Here is an 18,591-nt window from a genome sequence, read left to right as displayed (position 1 = left end):
GTAGGTGCCGGGTTTACCCGGCACGGGCGTTCCCGGCACAGCCACATGCGGGGCAAGCCCCGCATCTACATTTCCAGCGGCTTCAGCAGCAGGTCCTGGAAGTCGAAGCTGAAGTCGGTCAGCGACGAGATCGCCTGCATGCGCACCTCGCGCACCTTGCCGTCCGGGTCGAGGCTGAAGTTGACGAAGGCGTCGGCATTGAGCGAGCGGTTGTCCCAGCGCACGATGAAGGTGTCGTGCTGCCAGTGCTCCAGCGTGCCCTGCAGGTCGGCGGTGGCGCCGAAGCGCAGGCGCAGCTTGCCCTTGACCTGTTCGACGAACACGTCGCCATACCACGCGTCACGATAGCCGCCGGCGTAACCGGACAGCGGCAGCGAAGGTTTGCTCTTCGCATCGCGGGCGGCGACGTGCTTCTGCCAGCCTTCGTCGGCGTTGTCCTGCGCCTTGGCGACGGCAGCGGCATAGGCGGCCACCCAGTCGTGCCCGGGCGCACCCAGCATGGCGTCGAGCACGCTCAGGGTGATGGCATTGAACGCCGCGCCCACTTCCTGGTTGGTCAGCACCACCACGCCGAGGTTCTGCCCCGGCACCAGGGTCAGGCGCGACACCTGCCCCGGCCAGCCGCCGGTGTGCCACACCAGCTTCTGCCCGCGGTAGTCGCTCAGGCTCCAGCCTTCGCCGTAACCGGCGAAGTTGGGCACGGCGTCGGCCAGTTCCGGCACCGACGGCTTGGCCACCACCTGCGGGATCTGCATCTGCCACATCTGCTGCTGGGTCTTGTCCGAGAACAGCGGCGTGCCGTCGGCGAGCTTGCCGCCGGCCAGTTGCACGTTCATCCACCTGGACAGGTCGTGCACGCTGGAATAGATGCCGCCGGCGCCGGCGTTGTTGGACCAGGTCAGCGGCGCCACCGGGCGCAGTTCGGCGTAGTCGTACTTGGCGTGGCCGATGGCGGCCTTGTCGCCCGGCCGCAGGTGGTCGGCGTTGTAGCGGGTGCCGGCCATGCCGACCTTGTCGAAGATGCGCTGCTGCAGGAAGTCGGCATAGCTCAGGCCCGACACCTTCTCGATCACCTGCTGCGCCACCGCGTAGAGGATGTTGTCGTAGGCGTAGCGGTCACGGAAGCCGCCCTTGAGCGGCACCTGCGCCAGCCGCGCCACCACCTCGGCATTGCTGTAGGTGGTGGTGGGCCAGAACAGCAGGTCACCGGCGCCCAGGGTCAGCCCGCTGCGGTGCGAGAGCAGGTCGCGGATGCGCATTTCGCCGGTGACATAGGGGTCGGACATGCGGAACGACGGCAGGTGATCGATCACCCGGTCGTCCATCTTCAGCTTGCCCTCCTCGGCCAGCAGGTTCAGCGAGGTGGCGGTGAAGGCCTTGGTGTTGGAGGCGATGGCGAACAGGGTGTCGGCCTGCACCGGCTCGGGCTTGCCGATCTCGCGCACGCCCCAGCCGCGCTCCAGCAGCACCTTGCCGTCCTTGACCACGGCCACGGCGATGCCGGGCACGTCGAACTGCTGGCGCACCCGTTCCACGGTGGCATCCAGTTGCTGCAACTCCGCCGGCACCCCGGCCTCCTGCGCGTTCGCCTGCACCGCCACGCTCATCGCGAGCATCAATCCGCTCCCCAGCCACTTGTTCAATGCACCACCCTCCGGTTCGGTAGCGGCCGATGGTAACGCGAGCGCCGTGCGGTTGTAGGAGCGACGCCAGTCGCGATGTGGCTTTACCGGTGAAGCCCGGTCGCGACTGGCGTCGCTCCTGCAACGGCGTGGCGAAGGTTTCCGTGCGCCGCAACCGCGGGGACTTCGGCGACAATCCGCGCATGCCGAACGCCGCCACCCGCACCGCCCTGCTGCAAATCCACTTCTGCGTGCTGCTGTGGGGCGTGACCGCCATCCTCGGCAAGCTCATCACCCTGCCGGCGCTGCCGCTGGTGTGGTGGCGCATGCTGCTGGTGGTGGCGATGCTGGCGCTGCTGCCGCGCATGTGGCGCGGGCTGGCGGCGCTCAGCCCGCGGTTGGTGTTGGGCTACTGCGGCGTCGGCGCGCTGGTGGCGCTGCACTGGCTCACGTTCTACGGCGCGGTGAAGCTGGCCAACGCCTCGGTGGCGGCCACCTGCATCGCGCTGGCGCCGGTGTTCACCGCCGTCGTCGAGCCGTGGATCGCCAGGCGCCCGTTCCGGCCGCGCGAGCTGGCCTTCGGCCTGGCGGTGCTGCCGGGCGTGGTGCTGGTGGTCGGCGGCGTGCCCGACGGCATGCGCCTGGGCGTGCTGATCGGCGCGTTGTCGGCCCTGCTGGTGGCCCTGTTCGGCTCGCTCAACAAGCGGCTGGTCAGCCATGCCGATCCGCTGACCGTCACCGCGCTGGAACTGGGTGCCGGCACGCTCACCCTCACCCTGCTGGCGCCGGCCCTGCCGTTGCTGCTGCCGGCGCTGGCCAGCCCGTTGTGGGTGGTCCCGAACCTGCACGACGGGGTGCTGCTGCTGGCACTGGCGGGCCTGTGCACGCTGCTGCCGTTCGCGCTGGCGCTGGTGGCGCTGCGCCACCTCAGCGCCTACACGGTGCAGCTGGTGACGAACCTGGAGCCGGTGTACGCCATCGTGCTGGCGATGCTGTTCCTCGGCGAGCAGCGCGAGCTGACGCCGCTGTTCTATCTGGGCGTGGCGATCATCCTCGGTGCGGTGTTCCTGCATCCGCTGCTCAATCGCGGGCGGAAGGCGGAGTCCGCCGGGCTGTAACCGTAGGAGCGCACCTTGGTGCGCGATGGGGCTTCACCGGGAAAGCCATCGCGCACCAAGGTGCGCTCCTACAGGTTCCGGTACATCAGAACTGCTGCTGTTGCGGCAGCAGCCCGCGCAGTTCCTGCTCGGTGAGGTTGCGCCACTGGCCCGGCTTGAGCGCACCGAGCTTGATGTTGTCGATGCGCACGCGGCGCAGCTGGGTGACGCGGTAGCCGAAGGCGGCGGCCATCAGCCGGATCTGCCGGTTCAGGCCCTGCTGCAGCACGATGCGGAAGCCGAACTTGGCGATGCGGGTGGCGCGGCACGGCAGCGTCGTCTGCTCGTGGATGCGCACGCCGCGCGCCATGCCGCGCAGGAATTCGTCGGTGACCGGCTTGTTCACCGCCACCAGGTATTCCTTCTGGTGGCCGTTCTCGGCGCGCAGGATCTGGTTGACGATGTCGCCGTTGCTGGTCAGCAGGATCAGCCCTTCCGAATCCTTGTCCAGGCGGCCGATCGGGAAGATGCGTTGTTCGTGGCCGACGAAGTCGACGATGTTGCCCTTGACCGCGCTCTCGGTGGTGCAGGTGACGCCCACCGGCTTGTTCAGCGCGATGTAGACGTGCTTGCGGCCGGTGCTTTTCTGCACCGCGCGGGCGCGCAGCGGCTGGCCGTCGACGCGCACCTCGTCGCCCTCGCCCACCACCGCGCCGGTGCCGGCGACGACGCCGTTGACGGTGACCCGGCGCGCGCCGAGCAGGCGGTCGGCCTCGCGGCGGGAACAGAAGCCGGTTTCGGCGATGTGCTTGTTGAGTCGGGTCGTCATCGGCGGATTATCCGCCATCGCCCCGGCGCCGGACAGCGCGGGGGCGTCAGATCACGTCCGGCTCGGTGCGCGCGTCGACCACGCGGTTGCGGCCGCCACGCTTGGCCCGGTACATGGCGTTGTCGGCGCGGCGCAGCAGCGCGGCCATGTCGTCGTCCGGCTGCATTTCCGCCAGGCCGATGCTGGCGGTGATCACCAGCCCGTCATGGCGCAGCTCCAGCGCCTGTTGCCCGATCCGGTCGCGCAGCTGCTCCAGCCGCGGCAGCGCGGTATCGGCGCCGGCGCCCGGCAGCAGGATCAGGAATTCCTCGCCGCCCATGCGGATCACGTCGTCGCGGCTGCGCACCGCGCCGAGCAGGGCGTTGGCCACCGACACCAGCACTTCGTCGCCGACGTCGTGGCCGAAGCGGTCGTTGATCTGCTTGAACAGGTCGATGTCGAGGAAGCCGATGGCCAGCGGCTGCGCGTCCTTCCGGCTCTGCTGCATGTGCCGCTCGAGCTGGCGCAGGCCGGCGCGGCGGTTGGGCAGGCCGGTCAGCATGTCGGTGTCGGCAAGCTGGCGCATCTCGTCGCGCTGCCGGCGCAGCAGGTCCAGGCTGCGGTTGAGGCTGAAGGCGCTGATGATGAGGAACCAGCTCACCGCCAGCTGGATGACCTCGATGCGGTAGCGGACCAGCCATTCGGCGTGGAGCCAGTCGGCCAGCACCATCGCCAACAACGGCAGCAGCGCGATGATGCCGTCCATCGCGTTGTAGTCGCGCCGCCGCAGCAGCCACACGCCCACCGCGAAGGACAACAGGCAGGCCACCGCGAAACCGTGGTCCAGCCAGACCGCCACCACCGACAACGCCGCGAACGGCAGCCACGGCGCCAGCAGCGCGATGCCCAGCAGCAGCGCCGACAGCCAGCGCAGGCCGGTACGCAGGGCCGGGAAGCGCCGCCAGCCGCCGCAGATCCACCACATCAGCCAGACCAGCGCCGCGTAGGCCAGTGCCGACATCGCCACCAGCCATTGCGGGGCGGCGTTGCCGATGGGCAGCCACGGCCGGGGATAGCCGCTCAGGCCGCTGAACACCGCCTGCCACAGCATCATCAGCAGGCACACCAGCGCATAGAACAGGAAGTCGCGGCTGCGGGTGGACAGGAACCCCATCACCGCCGACAACGCCAGCGCCAATGCGACGGCCAGGCAGCTGGTGCGCACCAGCAGCCGCGCGGTGTCGCGCTGCTGCACCGGGCTGGGCGCGCCCAGCCGCAGCACCGGAATCCAGCCGGGCTTGAGCGGGCGTTCCCATGACACCTCGATCGGCGCCATGCTGCCGGCCGGCGGCACCGCCACCATGCCGGTGCCGGCACGGAAGCGCGAATCGCGGGTGCGCGCGTCCTGCGCATGGCCGCATACGGTGCGCTCGCCCTGGTGGATCATCACTTCGCCGTGGAAGGCGTTGAACACTTCCAGCGCCTGCGGCGCGCCCGACCAGCCGCCGGCCGGCGGCGGGATCTCGATGCGCTCCTGCAGGCGTTCGCGCATTTCGGGGGTACAGGCGCGCACCGGCGCCTGCTGGTCGGTGGCATGGCCGAACAACAGGTAGTCCCTGCCCTGCAATGGCGACGCGGACAGCGCCGGCGCCACGGACAGCAGCAGCGCGGCCAGCAGCCACGCTCCCCATCGCCATCCCGTGCAACCGCGCACGACTTCCTGCCGCTCCGGCATCTGCCCCACCCGCTGTTCCCGTGTCAGCCGGTGATTATCACATTGCCCGGCCCCCCGCCCGGCACTGCATCAAGCAAACGGTGGTTTCCGGACGTGGCCCGGCATCGGCGATGCCGCCCATGCACGGGCCTGCAACGGCAGGCCCGCGCTGGTTCAGCCGCCGCGCGGGCCGCGTGGCTTGAAACCGTCGCGGTGCGGGCGCGCGCCGGGGCCGCCGTTGCGCGGGCCGCCGGGCCGGCCGGCCGGCTTGGGGCCCTTGCCGAAGCGCGGCTTGAACGCGGGCCCGGCGCCCTGCATTTCGCCCGGCTCGACCCTGCGCATGCGCAGCTGCTGGCCGGACACCCACACCTTCTGCAGGTGCTGCAGCGTGTCGGCCGGCATTTCCGCCGGCAGGTCCAGCACCGAGTGGTCGTCGTGGATGTCGATGCGGCCGATGTAGCGGCTTTCCAGCCCGGCCTCGTTGGCGATGGCGCCGACGATGTTGGCCGGCTTCACCCCATGCGCGTGGCCCACTTCGATGCGGTAGGTCTCCATGCCGAATTCCGGTGCGCTGCGCGGCGGCATCTCCCGGCGCGGGCGTTCACTGGACTCGCCTTCGCCACGCGGCGGCCGCGGGCCGCGCTCGCCGTCGTCGTGGCGCGGGCCACGCTCGAAGCGCGGCTCGAAACGCGACGGACGTTCGCCACGCTCCTCGCGCTGGCGCGGGAAGCCGCCATCGCGCTGCGGGCGCTCGTTGCGGCCCGCCTGCGGCTCGCGGCGCTCGCGCACCGGCGGGGTCAGCAGGAACGGGGTATCGCCCTGCAACAGCTTGGCCAGCGCGGCGGCGACGTCGATCGCCGGCACGTTGTGCTCGCCCTGGAAACGCTCCAGCAACTGCCGGTAGAAATCCAGCCCGCCCTGGCCCAGGGTGTCGCTGATGCGCGCGGTGAACTTGTTGATGCGGTTGTCGTTGACCGCCTCCACGCTGGGCAGCTGCATTTCCTCGATCGGCTGCCGGGTGGCGCGCTCGATCTGGCGCAGCATGCCCTTCTCGCGCGGGGTCGCGAACAGGATCGCCTCGCCGCTGCGGCCGGCGCGGCCGGTGCGGCCGATGCGGTGCACGTAGCTTTCGGTGTCGTAGGGGATGTCGTAGTTCAGCACGTGGCTGATGCGCTCCACGTCCAGCCCGCGCGCGGCCACGTCGGTGGCCACCAGGATGTCGAGCTTGCCTTCCTTGAGCTGGCCGATGGTGCGCTCGCGCTGGGCCTGCTGCATGTCGCCGTTGATCGCGGCGGCGGCCAGGCCACGGGCCTGCAGCTTGCCCGCCAGTTCCTCGGTGCCGGCCTTGGTACGCGCGAAGATGATCATCGCGTCGAACGGCTCCACCTCGAGGATGCGGGTCAGCGCGTCGAGCTTGTGCATGCCGCTGACCCACCAGTAACGCTGGCGGATGTTGGCGCTGGTGGTGGTCTTGGAGGCGATGGTCACTTCCACCGGATCACGCAGGTAGGTCTGCGCGATGCGCCGGATCTGGGTCGGCATGGTCGCCGAGAACAGTGCGACCTGGCGGGTTTCCGGCAGCTTCTTGAGCACCGCTTCGACGTCGTCGATGAAGCCCATGCGCAGCATTTCGTCGGCTTCGTCCAGCACCAGCGTCTTCAGCTCGGACAGGTCCAGCGTGCCGCGGTCGAGGTGGTCGATGACGCGGCCGGGGGTGCCGACGACGACGTGCACGCCGCGGCGCAACGCCGACAGCTGCTGGCCGTAGGGCTGGCCGCCGTACACCGGCAGCACGCGGAAGCCGGGCATCGCCACCGAGTAGCTCTGGAAGGCTTCGGCGACCTGGATGGCCAGCTCGCGGGTCGGCGCCAGCACCAGTACCTGCGGCTTGCTGGCGTTGAGGTCGATGTTGGACAGCACCGGCAGCGCGAAGGCGCCGGTCTTGCCGGTGCCGGTCTGCGCCTGGCCGAGCACGTCGCGGCCGGCCAGCATCGCCGGGATGGTGGCGGCCTGGATCGGCGACGGGGTTTCGTAGCCGACGTCGGCCACCGCTTTCATCACAGGCTGGGAGAGGCCGAGATCTGCAAACAGCAGCGGCGCGGGGGATTCTTGGGACATTGGGGAACTCCGGGGGCGGCACCGCCGCGAACGGGCGGGCGCAAGTTGTCTATTGTGCGCCCTGGCGGGCCGGCTGTCGAAAATGCCGATGGACGCCATTCAGGTGTGATATCCCGCCCCTGCCGGCGAATCACCCGGCAACTTCCCCGCGAAACCGCCCATGCCGCCCACCCCGCCCCCTTTCGCCGAATTGCTGGAACGGCACCGCGGCATCCTCGCCAAGGTGGCCGGCAGCTATGCCCGGCAACGCGAGGACCGCGAGGACCTGATGCAGGAAATCGCCGCCCAGCTGTGGCGGGCATGGCCGTCCTACGACCCGGCGCGGCCGTTTTCCACGTGGATGTACCGCATTGCGCTGAACGTGGCGATTTCGCAGCTGCGCGGGCGGATGCGCGCACCGGCGCTGGCCGGAACCGCCGAAGGCACGCTCGATGCACTGGCCGACCCCGCGCCGCACGACCCCGAGCGCAGCCAGCAACTCGAACGCCTGTACCGCTTCATCCACGCGCTGCCGCCGCTGGATCGCGCGCTGATGCTGCTCTACCTGGAAGAACGCCCGCAACGCGAGATCGCCGAGGTGCTGGGGCTGAGCGAAACCAACGTCGCCACCAAGATCGGCCGCCTCAAGGCGCGGCTGCGCAACGAACTGTGAGGAGTACCACATGGAAACCGACGAACTGAAAGACCTGTGGCGGCAACTGGGCCGGCAGATGGAGCGCCAGCAGTCGCTGTCGCTGCAACTGCTGCGCGAGCAGACCGGCCGACGCCTGCGCCACAGCCTTGCGCCGCTGCGGCTCGGGCAATGGCTGCAACTGGCGCTGGGCGTGGCGCTGGTGCTGCTGGGCATCGCCTGCTGGAAACGCAACCTCGACGTCCCCGGCTATTTCGCCGCCGGCGTGGCGCTGCACGCGTTCGGCGTGGCGAGCGCGGCGCTGGCCGGCATCGCCCTCGCCCTGATCTCCCGCATCGACTATGCCGCCCCGGTGCTGCGCATCGAAAAACAGCTCGGGCTGCTGCGCCGGTTCCACGTGTTCAACGGCATGCTCGCCGGCTGGCCGTGGTGGGTGATGTGGATCGTGGTGGTGGTCGCCATTGCCGGGTTGACGCGGGCCCCGGCTTCCGCGGGCGCGCAGGCGTGGGTATGGGCCAGCCTTGCGCTCGGCCTGCTCGGCTGGCTGGGCACCGCCTGTTTCCACCGCTGGGCGCGCAACCCCGTGCGGCCGCGGCTGGCCCGCAGGGTGGAGGATGCCGTCACCGGCTACAGCCTGCGCAGGGCGCGGGCGCTGCTGGAGGAAGTGCGCCGGTTCGAGCGGGAATGAGGCCTGCCGCGGCCACGACGGCCGCGACGGGTGATAATCGCGCCCTTCTCCATTGCGTTGCCCCCATGCAGACCGTCGACTTCGAACTGGATCGCGACTACGTCGAACTGAAGCAGTTGCTCAAGCTCACCGACCTGGTCGGCAGCGGCGGCGAGGCCAAGGTCATCATCGGCGAAGGCCACGTGCGCGTGGATGGCGTGGTGGAACTGCGCAAGGCCTGCAAGATCCGCGCGGGCCAGCGGGTGGAACTGGGCGAGGTGTGCATCCGGGTGCAGGCCTCCGGCTGAAGCCCCCGTAGGAGCGCACCTTGGTGCGCGATGGAGCTGTCATGCGGATCCCTCTGCAAACAGTCCACACATCCATGTACGGTGATTCGAACGGGAAGGCCCCATCGCGCACCAAGGTGCGCTCCTACAAGAGGATCAGGCCGTCACGCGCTGCGTCAGGTGCGCGGCGATCATCCTGCGGAACGGCGCCACGCCATGTGCCACGCGCAGGGCGGCGTTGCGCAGCACCCGCGCCGGCAGGCGGCCATCGTTGTACAACGCGGCGATGGCGTTGGTGGCCTCGTACAGCGGCCGCGTCGCCAAGCGGTGGTTGCGCTCGTAGCGGGCCAGCAGCGGGGCCGCGCCGATGTCGCCGCCACGCGCGGCCGCTTCCTCCAGCAACTTCGCCAGCCGCTGCTGGCTCTGCAGGCCGAAGTTGAAACCATGCGCGGTGACCGGGTGCATGCCCACCGCGGCATCGCCGACCAGCACGTAGCGCGGCCCGGCGAAGCGGTGCGCGTACACCCCCACCAGCGGGTAGACGTGGCGCGTGCCCACTGGCTGCATGCGGCCCAGGCGCTGCTCGAAGAAGCCGCCGACGGCCTCGCCGAAGCCGTCCTCGTCCATCGCCATCAGCTCCTGTATCTGCTGCGGCGGCAAGGTGATCACCGCCGAGCACTGGTCGCCGGGCAGCGGCAGCATCGCCAGCGTGCGCCCATAGCCGAACCACTCCCACGCCTCGTGCCGGTGCGGGCGCTCGTGGCGCAGCCGGCACACCAGCATCGACTTGCCGAAATCGCGCATCTGCGCGCCGATGCCCATCATCCGCCGGGTCGCCGAGAAGCGGCTGTCGGCGGCCACCACCAGCCGCGCGGCAAGGCGGCGGCCATCGTCGAGCACCACGGTATTGGCCTGGGCGTCGGTTTCGATCGCGGTCACCTTGGCGCCATCGACCAGCTCCAGCCCCGCCTGCCCCTGCACCGCCTCCCACGCGGCGCGGCGGATCAGGTGGTTGGGGACCAGCCAGCCCAGTTCTTCCACGCCTTCTTTGGCCGCGGCGAAGCCGAGGGCGAACGGCGAGGCGCCGTTCATCACCTTGGCGCTGCGCAGCGGCGACACCTGCGCCGGGTCGATGCGCTGCCACAGCCCGAGCGCCTGCATGATCTGCCGCGAGGCGTGGGTCAGCGCGATCTCGCGGCCGTCGAACGCCGGCTCGGCCAGCGCCGCCGCCGGCTGCTGCTCGACCAGCGTCACCGACAGCCCGGTATCCGCCAGCCCGCGCGCCAGGCTCAGCCCCGCCGGCCCGGCCCCCACAATCACTACATCGACATCGCGCATCTTCATGGCTCCCGCGCCATCCAGTAATCGCCACAGCCTACGCAGCGGCGGCAGTGGCGGCCTTGATCCGGGTCAGGAACTCAGGTGCCGGCCTCGTGGCTGGCGACCGGGGCGTCCGGCAGCGCGATCACCGGCGGCTCGGCCGGGGCCGGCGGCGGCTCCAGCGACGCGTTGCCGATTTCCGACAACGGGCTCTCGTCCGGGCAGGTTTCGTCGGGGAAGCCGTACTGGTCCTTCAGCGCCTGCCCGCAGGTGGTGACCGCCTCCAGGTCGGCGCCTTCGCGCTTGCACTGGCGGTCGAAGGCGACCAGGAAGGCGTCCTTGCGCCGCACGAAATCGTCGCCGCACTTGCGCATCTGCTTGATCCGCTCCAGGTCGTCCTGCACCGCGTTGGTGCCGTCCAGCCCGTACTGCTTGAGCTCGGCGTTGCCGAGCAGGCGCAGGCTGCGGTTGGGCACGGTCATCATCAGGTCGGCCACGCCCACCGCCACGCCGTTGCGCTGCAGGTAGTCCTTCACGTTGTCGTAGACCTGCTGCAGCTCCTTGTTCAGCTCGGCGCGCGAGGTGGCGGTGGAGCTGATGCGCATCATCCGATGGATGCCGACCTTGCCGGAGATCAGCCGGTTGTCGCCGGCGGCCAGCACGAACACGCAGGCGCTGTGGCAGATCGAGCCTTCGCGCACCCAGATGGTCCAGCCGGACTCGCCGATGCTGTCGCCGGCGACGATCGCCGCCTCCACCTGGCCACCGCTGGAGTCCAGGTCGAGGATGCGCTTGCCGATATCCATCACATCGGCCACCACCGCCAGCCGCGACACCATCGCCGCGAACGCGGGGTTGATCTTGCCGACATAGCGCACCCGCACCAGCCCGCGCTCGCGGCAGGGTTCCAGCGCGGCGTCCAGGCTCTGCCGGTCCAGCGCTTCCAGCTCGGTGCCGTCGCCGGTCTCGCCGGTGTAGTCGGTGTCGCAGCCGATCCACGCCCTGCCGTTCTCCAGCGCCACCTCCGGCCACGGCTTGTCCTTGGCCGGCTGCACCGGCGCGGGTGGCGGCGGCGCGTCGGCGGCGTTGATCGACACCATGTGGTCGCCATCGGCGGCCAGCGCCGCGGCCGGGTCGGGCACGGCCAGCGGCTTGTCCTTGTCGGCGGGGTGGCAGGCCAGCAGCCCGAGGCACAACAGCGGCGACCAGCAGAATCTGCGCAGCATGGGGAACCATCGCTTGAGTGGGCCCCCAGTCTAGTTCGCCTTGCCGGCGCCCACCCGAATGCCACCTGCACGCGCGGCATTGATGTCCGGAAATGGCCAGTACCCATCGCCGGCACGGCCTAGACTGGGCCCCATGCAGCTCTCCATGCCCAGCCACGACCAATGCGAACAGGCCCGCCTGGCCCGCGACGCGCGCTTCGACGGCCTGTTCTTCACCGCCGTGCGCAGCACCGGCATCTATTGCCGGCCGGTGTGCCCGGCGCCGGCGCCGCGGCGCGAGAACGTCAGCTACTACCCCACCGCGGCGGCGGCAGCCGCGGCCGGCTACCGGCCCTGCCTGCGCTGCCGGCCCGAGCTGTCGCCGGACGACGCCAATTTCATGCAGGACCACACCCTGCACCGTGCGCTGGCGCTGCTGGACGAAGGCATCCTGCAGGAGCGGCCGGCCGCCGCGCTGGCCGACGCGATGGAGCTGAGCGCACGCCAGCTGCAACGCCTGTTCGTGGCCAGGCTGGGCGCCACGCCGGCGCAGCTGCACGCCACCCGCCGCCTGCTGCTGGCCAAGCAGTTGCTGACCGAAACCGCCCTGCCGGTCACCGAAATCGCGCTGGCCGCCGGCTTCAACAGCCTGCGCCGGTTCAACGGCGCCTTCCTCGAAGGCTGCGGCATGCCGCCCAGCGCTCTGCGCCGGCAGCACGGCGCGGTGCCCGGCGGCGAGCCGGTGCTGCGGCTGGCGTACCGGCCGCCGCTGGATTTCGCGGCGATGCTCGGCTTCCTGCGCAAGCGCGCGATCCCCGGCATCGAGCGCATCGACGAGCACAGCTACCAACGCGTGATCGTCGCCAATGGCCGCGCCAGCCTGATCCGGGTCAGCGCCGACCCGAAGCGGCCGGAACTGCGCCTGCAACTGGGTACCAGCGACGCACGCACGATCCCGGCGATCGTCGCCAGGGTGCGGCACGTGTTCGACCTCGACGCCGACCTCGCCACCGTCCACGCCTGCCTGAACCACGAACCGCTGCTGGCGCGCGGCATCGCCGAGCGCCCTGGCCTGCGCATTCCCGGTGGCTGGGACGGTTTCGAGATCGCGGCGCGAGCGGTGCTGGGCCAGCAGGTCAGCGTCGCCGCGGCGACCACGCTGGCGCGGCGGCTGGTAGACCGTTTCGGCGAACACCTGCCCGGCCTGCCGGAAGGGCTGGACCGGCAGTTCCCTGCCCCGGCCGCGCTGGCCGACGCGCCGCTGGAAAGCATCGGCCTACCGCGCACCCGCGCCGCCACGCTGCGCGCGGTGGCCCGCGCCTGCGCCGAAGGCCGGCTGGATTTCAGCCGCGCGCAGACGCTGGAGCAGTTCGTGCGCAACGCCACCGCCTTGCCCGGCATCGGCCCGTGGACCGCGCACTACATGGCGCTGCGCGCGCTGGGCATGCCCGACGCCTTCCCGGCCGGCGACCTGGTGCTGCAGCAGGTACTGGGCGAAGGCCGGCGCCTGAGCGAACGCGCCACCGAGGCCCGCTCGCAGGCATGGCGGCCGTGGCGCGCCTACGCCGTCCTGCATCTGTGGCATCTATCGCAGGCCGGGGCCACGTCCCCGGCGGCGCACGGTGCCCCCTCCCGCACTCCCCGCGCGTCGGGGACGTAGCGTTGACCCTGCGTACCGCGCCGCGCTCTTCGACCGCACTCCCCGCGCGTCGGGGACGTAGCCCCGACCTACAGGCTCCCACCATGACCCTCTACTACGACCGCTTCGACACCCCCATCGGCCCGCTCACCGTGGCCGCCGACGCCACCGGCCTGCGCCACATCCTGTTCGCCGAGAACCGCCACGATGCGAAGGACCGCGGGCACTGGCAACACGACCCGGATGCGGTCGCCGAGCCGCGCCGGCAGTTGCTGGACTACCTGCACGGGAAGCGCCGCGATTTCGATCTGGTGCTGGCCCCGGTGGGTACCAAATTCCAGTTGCAGGTCTGGCACGCACTGGCCGAAATCCCGTTCGGCAGCACCTGGAGCTACGGCCAGCTGGCGCAGCGCATTGGCCGCCCCAGCGCCACCCGCGCCGTCGGCGCCGCCAACGGCCGCAACCCGCTGCCCATCGTGCTGCCCTGCCACCGGGTAATCGGCAACGACGGCTCGCTGACCGGCTTCGGCGGCGGCCTGCCGACCAAGGCCGCGCTGCTGCGGCTGGAAGGCGTCGGCAACGACGGCGCGCAGGTCGCCGACCTGTTCGGCTGATCCGGCCGGGTCATCTGCCAAAAGTCGTATTCGTGGCGTCACGATCGGCCTCTATCATGGCCCGATGATTTCCTTCCGCCTTCCCGCCGCGGTACTGGCCTGCGCCCTGCTCGCCGCCTGCGCCTCCGCGCCCCGCTCCACGCCGGCGACACCGGCGCCACCGACCGTCCTGCTGCTGTCCATCGATGGCCTGCGCGCGGACATGGTCGAGCGCGGCCACAGCCCGAACCTGGCGCGGCTGGCGCACGAGGGCGTGCACGCCACCGGCATGCACCCGTCCTATCCGTCGCTGACCTTCCCCAACCACTACACCCTGGTCACCGGCCTGCGCCCCGACCACCACGGCATCATCCACAACAGCATGAGCGCCGAGGACCTGGGCGCCTTCCGCCTCAGCGACCGCCAGGCGGTGAGCAACCCGGCCTGGTGGGGCGGCGAGCCGATCTGGGTGGGCGTGGAGAAGGCCGGCTACAAGAGCGCCACCTGGTCATGGCCGGGCAGCGAGGCCGCCATCCACGGCGTGCAGGCCAACCAGTGGCACGCCTACGACGAAAGCGTGCCGCTGTCCGAGCGCATGCAACTGGTGCTGTCGTGGCTGGAAGGTGCCCCCGACGGCCGCAAGCCGCGGCTGATCGCCGCCTACATGGAACACGTGGACAAGGCCGGCCACCACCACGGCCCGGATTCGCCCGAGTACGCCGCCGCGCTGCAGGACGTGGACCAGGCCATCGGCCTGCTGCTGGACGGCATGGCCCGCGACGGCCTGCTCGAGACGACCAACGTGATCGTGGTGTCCGACCACGGCATGGCCAACGTGCCGGAAGGCCAGGTCATCGCCACCGAGGACATGGTCGCCCCGGAGATCGCGCGCGAGGTATCGGTCGGCCAGTCGGTCGGCTTCGCCCCCGAGCCGGGCCGCGAACGGGAAGCGGAGAAGGCGCTGCTGGGCGCGCACCCGCACTACGACTGCTGGAAGAAGGAACAACTGCCGGCGCGCTGGCATTACGGCACCCACCCGCGCATCCCGCCGATCATCTGCCAGATGCACGAAGGCTGGGATGCCCTGACCCGCGCGGCGATCGCCGAGCGCACGCCGGGCAACCGCGGCTCGCACGGCTACGACCCGGCATTGCCGTCGATGCAGGCGGTGTTCATCGCCCGCGGCCCGTCGTTCCGGCAGGGCATGCAGCTGCCGGCCTTCGACAACGTCGACGTCTACCCGCTGCTGGCGCGGCTGACCGGCATCGTCCCGGCGCCCAACGACGGCAACCCGCGGACCCTGCTGCCGGCACTGCGCGACAAGCCCGCCCCGTAGGTCCCGGGCTTGCCCGGCACAGGGGCCTCACCGGCAAGGTTCCATGCCGGGCGAGCCCCGCATCTGCAGGTCGGGACCACGCCCCCGACGCCTCGTGGATATCGCAGTCGGGGGCGTAGCCCCGACCTACGTACTCAACCATCTCGAAGTCGCGCCGCAACGTCCGTAGGTGCCGGGCTTGCCCGACACCGGGCCCTCCCGGACGGTAGCGCCCGACCGTTGGTCGGGCGGCCAGGGCCCGTTCAAGTCGCAAGTCCCCGTACCGACCAACGGTCGGTACCCACCCCCACCACCGACGGCAGGCACAAAAAACCGCCAGGAGCGGTTTTTGACATCGCTTGTCGATGGCCCGAAGGGTTGCCGCCACGGACGGCGGCAACAAAAAAAGCGGCGCAAGCGCCGCTTTTTCGCAGATGCCGAACCGGGATCAACCGGCCTTGGCCACCGTCTTCTTGGCCACGGCCTTCTTGGCCGGCGCCTTGGCAACGGTCTTCTTGGCAACCGGCGCAGCTGCGCCCACGGCCACCTTGCTCACCGAATGCAAACGCGCGTTGCCGTAGCTGGCGTTGTAGCGCTTGCCCTTGGCGGTCTTGCGGTCACCCTTACCCATGTCGTCTAACTCCTCAAGTGTGAAATCCAGATTGCCCCGTACTGACACGGGTACGGCGAGGCCGCTGCTACAGCGCCCCCGCGCATGAAGCGAAAGCCTACCACGCGCCCCTCAATGTGCGCAGCTGGCGTCGTGCACGTGCTGGTGGTTCAGGCGCAGGTTCACCACATGGGCCAACCCCACCAGCACCCCGCCCAGCGTCATCACCACCGCGTGCGGCACCGGCGAATGGTGCAGCCCGGAATGCAGCAGCCCGGCCCAGAGCAGCGCGAGCCCGGGGGCCAGCAGGGCCAGCGCATGCACCGCGCGGTGGCGGCGGTAGCCCCAGATCAGGCTGAACAGGCCGAGGAAGGTGACGAAGACCACCACCGACTGCTCGACCCCATCGCCCAGCCAGAACGACAACCCCAGCGATGGCGCCAGCGCCAACAACGCCGGCAGCAGCGCGCAGTGGATCGCGCACAGCAGCGAGCCGGCGGCGCCGAAGCGGTCGAGGAACTGGCGGAACGGGTTTGGCGGCATGACTTCCAGCAGGGGCGGCGGAGCGTTATGGAATAATATAACATTGTCGCGACGCCCGCTCCTGCTTTCGCTCCCCAGCTTCCACAGACACTTCCCACGGGCATTGCCACGCCCCTCCATTGATACAAAGTAACAATATGACCCGACCAATCACTCCCCGCCCCGTCCGCCGCGCCCTGTTCCTGGCGCTCGCCACCGCCCTGCCCGCCGCGCACGCGGCCGATGCCGCCGACAAACAGAGCCACCACCTGACCGAGCTGTCCGCGGTCAAGGTCACCGCCTCCCCGCTGCAGAACGACGCCGAATCGCTGGCGCGCCCGGTCGCGGTGCTGACCGGCGAGGAACTGGACGCGCGCAAGGGCGCCACCCTCGGCGACACCATCTCGCGCATGCCAGGCGTGCAGACCACGTATTTCGGCCCCGGCGTCGGCCGCCCGGTGATCCGCGGGCAGGAGGGCCCTCGCGTGGCGGTGGTCGCCAATGGCGTCGGCAACATGGACGCCTCCACCGTCAGCGCCGACCATGCCACCAGCATCGAGCCGTTCCTCGCCGACCAGATCGAAGTGCTGAAGGGCCCGGCGACCCTGCTGTTCGGCAGCGGCGCCATCGGCGGCGCAGTCAACGTGGTCGACGGCCGCATCGCCGGCGAGCTGCCCGACCGCCCCCTCAGCGGCCGTGCCGAGCTGCGCGGCAACAGCGCCAACGACGAGCGCAGCGGCATGTTCCGGCTCGATGGCCTCAACGCCGGCAACCTCGTGCTGCACGTCGATGGCCTGGTGCGCAACGGCGACGACTACCGCATCCCCGGCCACGCGATCGATCCGGCGGCGCTGGACGACGACCACGACCACGATCACGACCATGACGAGCACGACGACGAACTCGGCCCGCGTGGCCGGCTGGACAACAGCTCGCTGCGCACCCGCGCCGGCGGCGTCGGCGCCACCTGGTTCGGCGAGAACGGCTACCTCGGCGCATCGCTGGGCACCTACCGCAGCAATTACGGCATCCCCAACGGCGCCCACGTGCACGGCGACGACGAGCATGACGACGACGATCACGACCACGAGGAGGAGGAAGGCGACGAGCACGACGTGCGCATCGACATGGTGCAGAACCGCTTCGAGCTCAAGGGTGGCCTCAACGACCCGCTGCCGTTCCTGCAGAGCCTGACCGTGCGCGCGGCCTGGACCGACTACGAACACACCGAGCTGGAAGCCGGCACGCCGTCCACCCGCTTCACCAACAAGGGCATGGAAGGCCGCATCGAGGCGGTGCAGCGCCCGCTGGCCGGCTGGAACGGCGCGTTCGGCCTGCAGTTCGGCAACAGCGACTTCGGCGCGCAGGGCGAGGAAGCCTTCGTGCCGAACACCGGCACCGACACGCTGGGCCTGTTCGTGCTGCAGGAAAAGCAGTTCGGCCCGCTGAAGCTGGAGCTGGGCGGCCGCCACGACCGGATCAAGCTCGATCCGGACGACGGCCAGCGCAACCGCGACTTCGGCGCCACCAACCTGTCCGCCGCCGGCATCTGGACACTCAGCGACGGCTTCGACCTGCGCTTCGGCATCGACAGCTCCGAACGCGCGCCGACCAACGAGGAGCTGTACGCGGCCGGCGCCCACATCGCCACCCGCTCGCTGGAAATCGGCGACGCCGACCTGAAGACCGAGCGCGGCCAGCGCGTCGAGCTGGGCATGCACGCCCACGGCGACCGCGTCGACGTTTCCGCGTCGATCTACCAGACCAGGTTCAAGGACTTCATCTACCTGGCCGACACCGGCGTGGTCGAACACGGGCTACCGGTGCGGGCGTGGACCCAGCACGACGCCACCTTCAAGGGCGCCGAGGCCGAGGCCATGTTCCACCTGGTCCAGAGTGACAACGGCGGCGACTGGGACCTGCGCGTGTTCGGCGATTACGTGAAGGCCGAACTCGACGGCAACGGCAGCCGCAGCGCCGACATCGCCGTGCCGCACGGCGACCACAGCCACCACTACAACGTGGAGCTGGCCAATGGCGGCTACCTGCCGCGGATCTCGCCGGCCCGGGTCGGTGCCGACCTGCGCTGGGCGCGCGACGGCTGGCGCGCCTCGGTCGGCGCCATCCGCTACGGCAGCCAGAAGGATGTGGCGCAGAACGAAGCGCCCAGCGATGGCTACACGCTGGTCGATGCGCACCTGGCCTACCGTTGGGACCGCAGCGGCGGCAACAGCTACGAGCTGTTCCTGGACGGCAGCAACCTCACCGACCGCGAGGTGCGCCCGCACACCTCGCTGCTGCGCGACTATGCGCCGCTGCCAGGCCGTGGCGTCGCCTTCGGCATCCGCGCCTGGTTCTGACGGGCATGGCCACGGGAGCGCAGCGTGCTGCGCTCCTGCCTGCCTCCTTGCCGGCGCCTGAACGGTAATTCCGCAGCGCAGCA

Annotated in this window: 15 protein-coding genes and 1 pseudogene; 8 read left to right on the top strand and 8 right to left on the bottom strand. The window is 70.4% G+C overall.

Annotation, left to right across the window (positions count from 1 at the left end; all coding sequences use genetic code 11):
- Window positions 1–65: 65 nt before the first annotated feature.
- Window positions 66–1,616, bottom strand: coding sequence for a serine hydrolase (locus MIC98_RS06360; RefSeq protein WP_239736527.1), 1,551 nt, complete (start codon window positions 1,614–1,616; stop codon window positions 66–68).
- Between the two features lie 209 nt (window positions 1,617–1,825).
- Here MIC98_RS06360 and MIC98_RS06355 point away from each other — a divergent pair, with 209 nt between their 5' ends.
- Window positions 1,826–2,740 carry a DMT family transporter gene (locus MIC98_RS06355; RefSeq protein WP_239738062.1) on the top strand — a complete coding sequence of 305 codons (915 nt, stop codon included), beginning with the start codon at window positions 1,826–1,828 and terminating at the stop codon, window positions 2,738–2,740.
- A gap of 85 nt (window positions 2,741–2,825) precedes the next feature.
- Here the strand turns inward: MIC98_RS06355 and MIC98_RS06350 are convergent, their stop codons facing one another.
- The 3 genes from MIC98_RS06350 to MIC98_RS06340 form a co-directional block, all read right to left on the bottom strand.
- Complete coding sequence (locus tag MIC98_RS06350; protein ID WP_057641683.1) at window positions 2,826–3,548, bottom strand: pseudouridine synthase; 723 nt, start codon at window positions 3,546–3,548, stop codon at window positions 2,826–2,828.
- Window positions 3,549–3,594: 46 nt separating this feature from the next.
- Entirely contained in the window at window positions 3,595–5,262 is a 1,668-nt protein-coding gene (locus MIC98_RS06345; protein ID WP_239738060.1) for a GGDEF domain-containing protein, read from the bottom strand.
- Window positions 5,263–5,415: 153 nt separating this feature from the next.
- Window positions 5,416–7,359 carry a DEAD/DEAH box helicase gene (locus MIC98_RS06340; protein WP_239736526.1) on the bottom strand — a complete coding sequence of 648 codons (1,944 nt, stop codon included), beginning with the start codon at window positions 7,357–7,359 and terminating at the stop codon, window positions 5,416–5,418.
- A 160-nt stretch (window positions 7,360–7,519) separates the two neighbouring features.
- Between MIC98_RS06340 and MIC98_RS06335 the strand changes: the two genes are divergently transcribed.
- From MIC98_RS06335 to MIC98_RS06325, 3 genes are all read left to right on the top strand, one after another.
- Complete coding sequence (locus MIC98_RS06335; protein WP_057641680.1) at window positions 7,520–8,011, top strand: sigma-70 family RNA polymerase sigma factor; 492 nt, start codon at window positions 7,520–7,522, stop codon at window positions 8,009–8,011.
- 10 nt (window positions 8,012–8,021) lie between these two features.
- Window positions 8,022–8,678, top strand: a complete 657-nt coding sequence (locus MIC98_RS06330) for a serine/threonine protein kinase (RefSeq protein ID WP_239736525.1) — start codon at window positions 8,022–8,024, stop codon at window positions 8,676–8,678.
- A gap of 65 nt (window positions 8,679–8,743) precedes the next feature.
- On the top strand, window positions 8,744–8,965 hold the full coding sequence (locus tag MIC98_RS06325) for an RNA-binding S4 domain-containing protein (protein WP_239736524.1): 222 nt from the start codon (window positions 8,744–8,746) through the stop codon (window positions 8,963–8,965).
- 135 nt (window positions 8,966–9,100) lie between these two features.
- On the opposite strand, the gene ubiM is transcribed toward MIC98_RS06325, so the two are convergent.
- Window positions 9,101–10,282: a 5-demethoxyubiquinol-8 5-hydroxylase UbiM gene (ubiM, locus tag MIC98_RS06320; protein WP_239738058.1), complete on the bottom strand. Its 1,182-nt coding sequence runs from the start codon at window positions 10,280–10,282 to the stop codon at window positions 9,101–9,103.
- 80 nt (window positions 10,283–10,362) lie between these two features.
- Window positions 10,363–11,490 carry a hypothetical protein gene (locus MIC98_RS06315; protein WP_239736523.1) on the bottom strand — a complete coding sequence of 376 codons (1,128 nt, stop codon included), beginning with the start codon at window positions 11,488–11,490 and terminating at the stop codon, window positions 10,363–10,365.
- A 133-nt stretch (window positions 11,491–11,623) separates the two neighbouring features.
- Here MIC98_RS06315 and MIC98_RS06310 point away from each other — a divergent pair, with 133 nt between their 5' ends.
- The 3 genes and pseudogenes from MIC98_RS06310 to MIC98_RS06300 all read left to right on the top strand — a co-directional run bounded on the left by MIC98_RS06310 (window position 11,624) and on the right by MIC98_RS06300 (window position 15,037).
- Window positions 11,624–13,129 carry a DNA-3-methyladenine glycosylase 2 gene (locus MIC98_RS06310; protein ID WP_239736522.1) on the top strand — a complete coding sequence of 502 codons (1,506 nt, stop codon included), beginning with the start codon at window positions 11,624–11,626 and terminating at the stop codon, window positions 13,127–13,129.
- A gap of 83 nt (window positions 13,130–13,212) precedes the next feature.
- Window positions 13,213–13,680 (top strand): annotated as a pseudogene (locus MIC98_RS06305) (methylated-DNA--[protein]-cysteine S-methyltransferase); the annotation flags it as partial.
- A 106-nt stretch (window positions 13,681–13,786) separates the two neighbouring features.
- Complete coding sequence (locus MIC98_RS06300; protein WP_239736520.1) at window positions 13,787–15,037, top strand: ectonucleotide pyrophosphatase/phosphodiesterase; 1,251 nt, start codon at window positions 13,787–13,789, stop codon at window positions 15,035–15,037.
- Window positions 15,038–15,464: 427 nt separating this feature from the next.
- Here MIC98_RS06300 and MIC98_RS06295 read toward each other — a convergent pair whose 3' ends face one another.
- Window positions 15,465–15,647 carry a 30S ribosomal protein THX gene (locus MIC98_RS06295; RefSeq protein ID WP_239736519.1) on the bottom strand — a complete coding sequence of 61 codons (183 nt, stop codon included), beginning with the start codon at window positions 15,645–15,647 and terminating at the stop codon, window positions 15,465–15,467.
- A 111-nt stretch (window positions 15,648–15,758) separates the two neighbouring features.
- Entirely contained in the window at window positions 15,759–16,169 is a 411-nt protein-coding gene (locus MIC98_RS06290) for a MerC domain-containing protein (RefSeq protein WP_239736518.1), read from the bottom strand.
- 137 nt (window positions 16,170–16,306) lie between these two features.
- Between MIC98_RS06290 and MIC98_RS06285 the strand changes: the two genes are divergently transcribed.
- The gene (locus MIC98_RS06285; RefSeq protein ID WP_239736517.1) at window positions 16,307–18,508 is read left to right on the top strand and encodes a TonB-dependent receptor; all 2,202 of its coding nucleotides are present in this window, start codon (window positions 16,307–16,309) and stop codon (window positions 18,506–18,508) included.
- Window positions 18,509–18,591: the final 83 nt, after the last annotated feature.

Source organism: Stenotrophomonas sp. NLF4-10, assembly GCF_022359915.1.
In the GTDB taxonomy this organism is placed as follows: Bacteria; Pseudomonadota; Gammaproteobacteria; order Xanthomonadales; family Xanthomonadaceae; genus Stenotrophomonas; species Stenotrophomonas daejeonensis.
This window is presented reverse-complemented; position numbering and strand designations above follow the sequence as displayed.

Coding starts and splice junctions, on each gene's coding strand:
- MIC98_RS06335 (WP_057641680.1), top strand. CDS start 7,520: ATGCCGCCCACCCCGCCCCCTTTCGCCGAATTGCTGGAACGGCACCGC.
- MIC98_RS06300 (WP_239736520.1), top strand. CDS start 13,787: ATGATTTCCTTCCGCCTTCCCGCCGCGGTACTGGCCTGCGCCCTGCTC.
- MIC98_RS06290 (WP_239736518.1), bottom strand. CDS start 16,169: ATGCCGCCAAACCCGTTCCGCCAGTTCCTCGACCGCTTCGGCGCCGCC.
- MIC98_RS06350 (WP_057641683.1), bottom strand. CDS start 3,548: ATGACGACCCGACTCAACAAGCACATCGCCGAAACCGGCTTCTGTTCC.
- MIC98_RS06285 (WP_239736517.1), top strand. CDS start 16,307: ATGACCCGACCAATCACTCCCCGCCCCGTCCGCCGCGCCCTGTTCCTG.
- ubiM (WP_239738058.1), bottom strand. CDS start 10,282: ATGCGCGATGTCGATGTAGTGATTGTGGGGGCCGGGCCGGCGGGGCTG.
- MIC98_RS06310 (WP_239736522.1), top strand. CDS start 11,624: ATGCAGCTCTCCATGCCCAGCCACGACCAATGCGAACAGGCCCGCCTG.
- MIC98_RS06295 (WP_239736519.1), bottom strand. CDS start 15,647: ATGGGTAAGGGTGACCGCAAGACCGCCAAGGGCAAGCGCTACAACGCC.
- MIC98_RS06360 (WP_239736527.1), bottom strand. CDS start 1,616: ATGCTCGCGATGAGCGTGGCGGTGCAGGCGAACGCGCAGGAGGCCGGG.
- MIC98_RS06340 (WP_239736526.1), bottom strand. CDS start 7,359: ATGTCCCAAGAATCCCCCGCGCCGCTGCTGTTTGCAGATCTCGGCCTC.
- MIC98_RS06315 (WP_239736523.1), bottom strand. CDS start 11,490: ATGCTGCGCAGATTCTGCTGGTCGCCGCTGTTGTGCCTCGGGCTGCTG.
- MIC98_RS06325 (WP_239736524.1), top strand. CDS start 8,744: ATGCAGACCGTCGACTTCGAACTGGATCGCGACTACGTCGAACTGAAG.
- MIC98_RS06355 (WP_239738062.1), top strand. CDS start 1,826: ATGCCGAACGCCGCCACCCGCACCGCCCTGCTGCAAATCCACTTCTGC.
- MIC98_RS06345 (WP_239738060.1), bottom strand. CDS start 5,262: ATGCCGGAGCGGCAGGAAGTCGTGCGCGGTTGCACGGGATGGCGATGG.
- MIC98_RS06330 (WP_239736525.1), top strand. CDS start 8,022: ATGGAAACCGACGAACTGAAAGACCTGTGGCGGCAACTGGGCCGGCAG.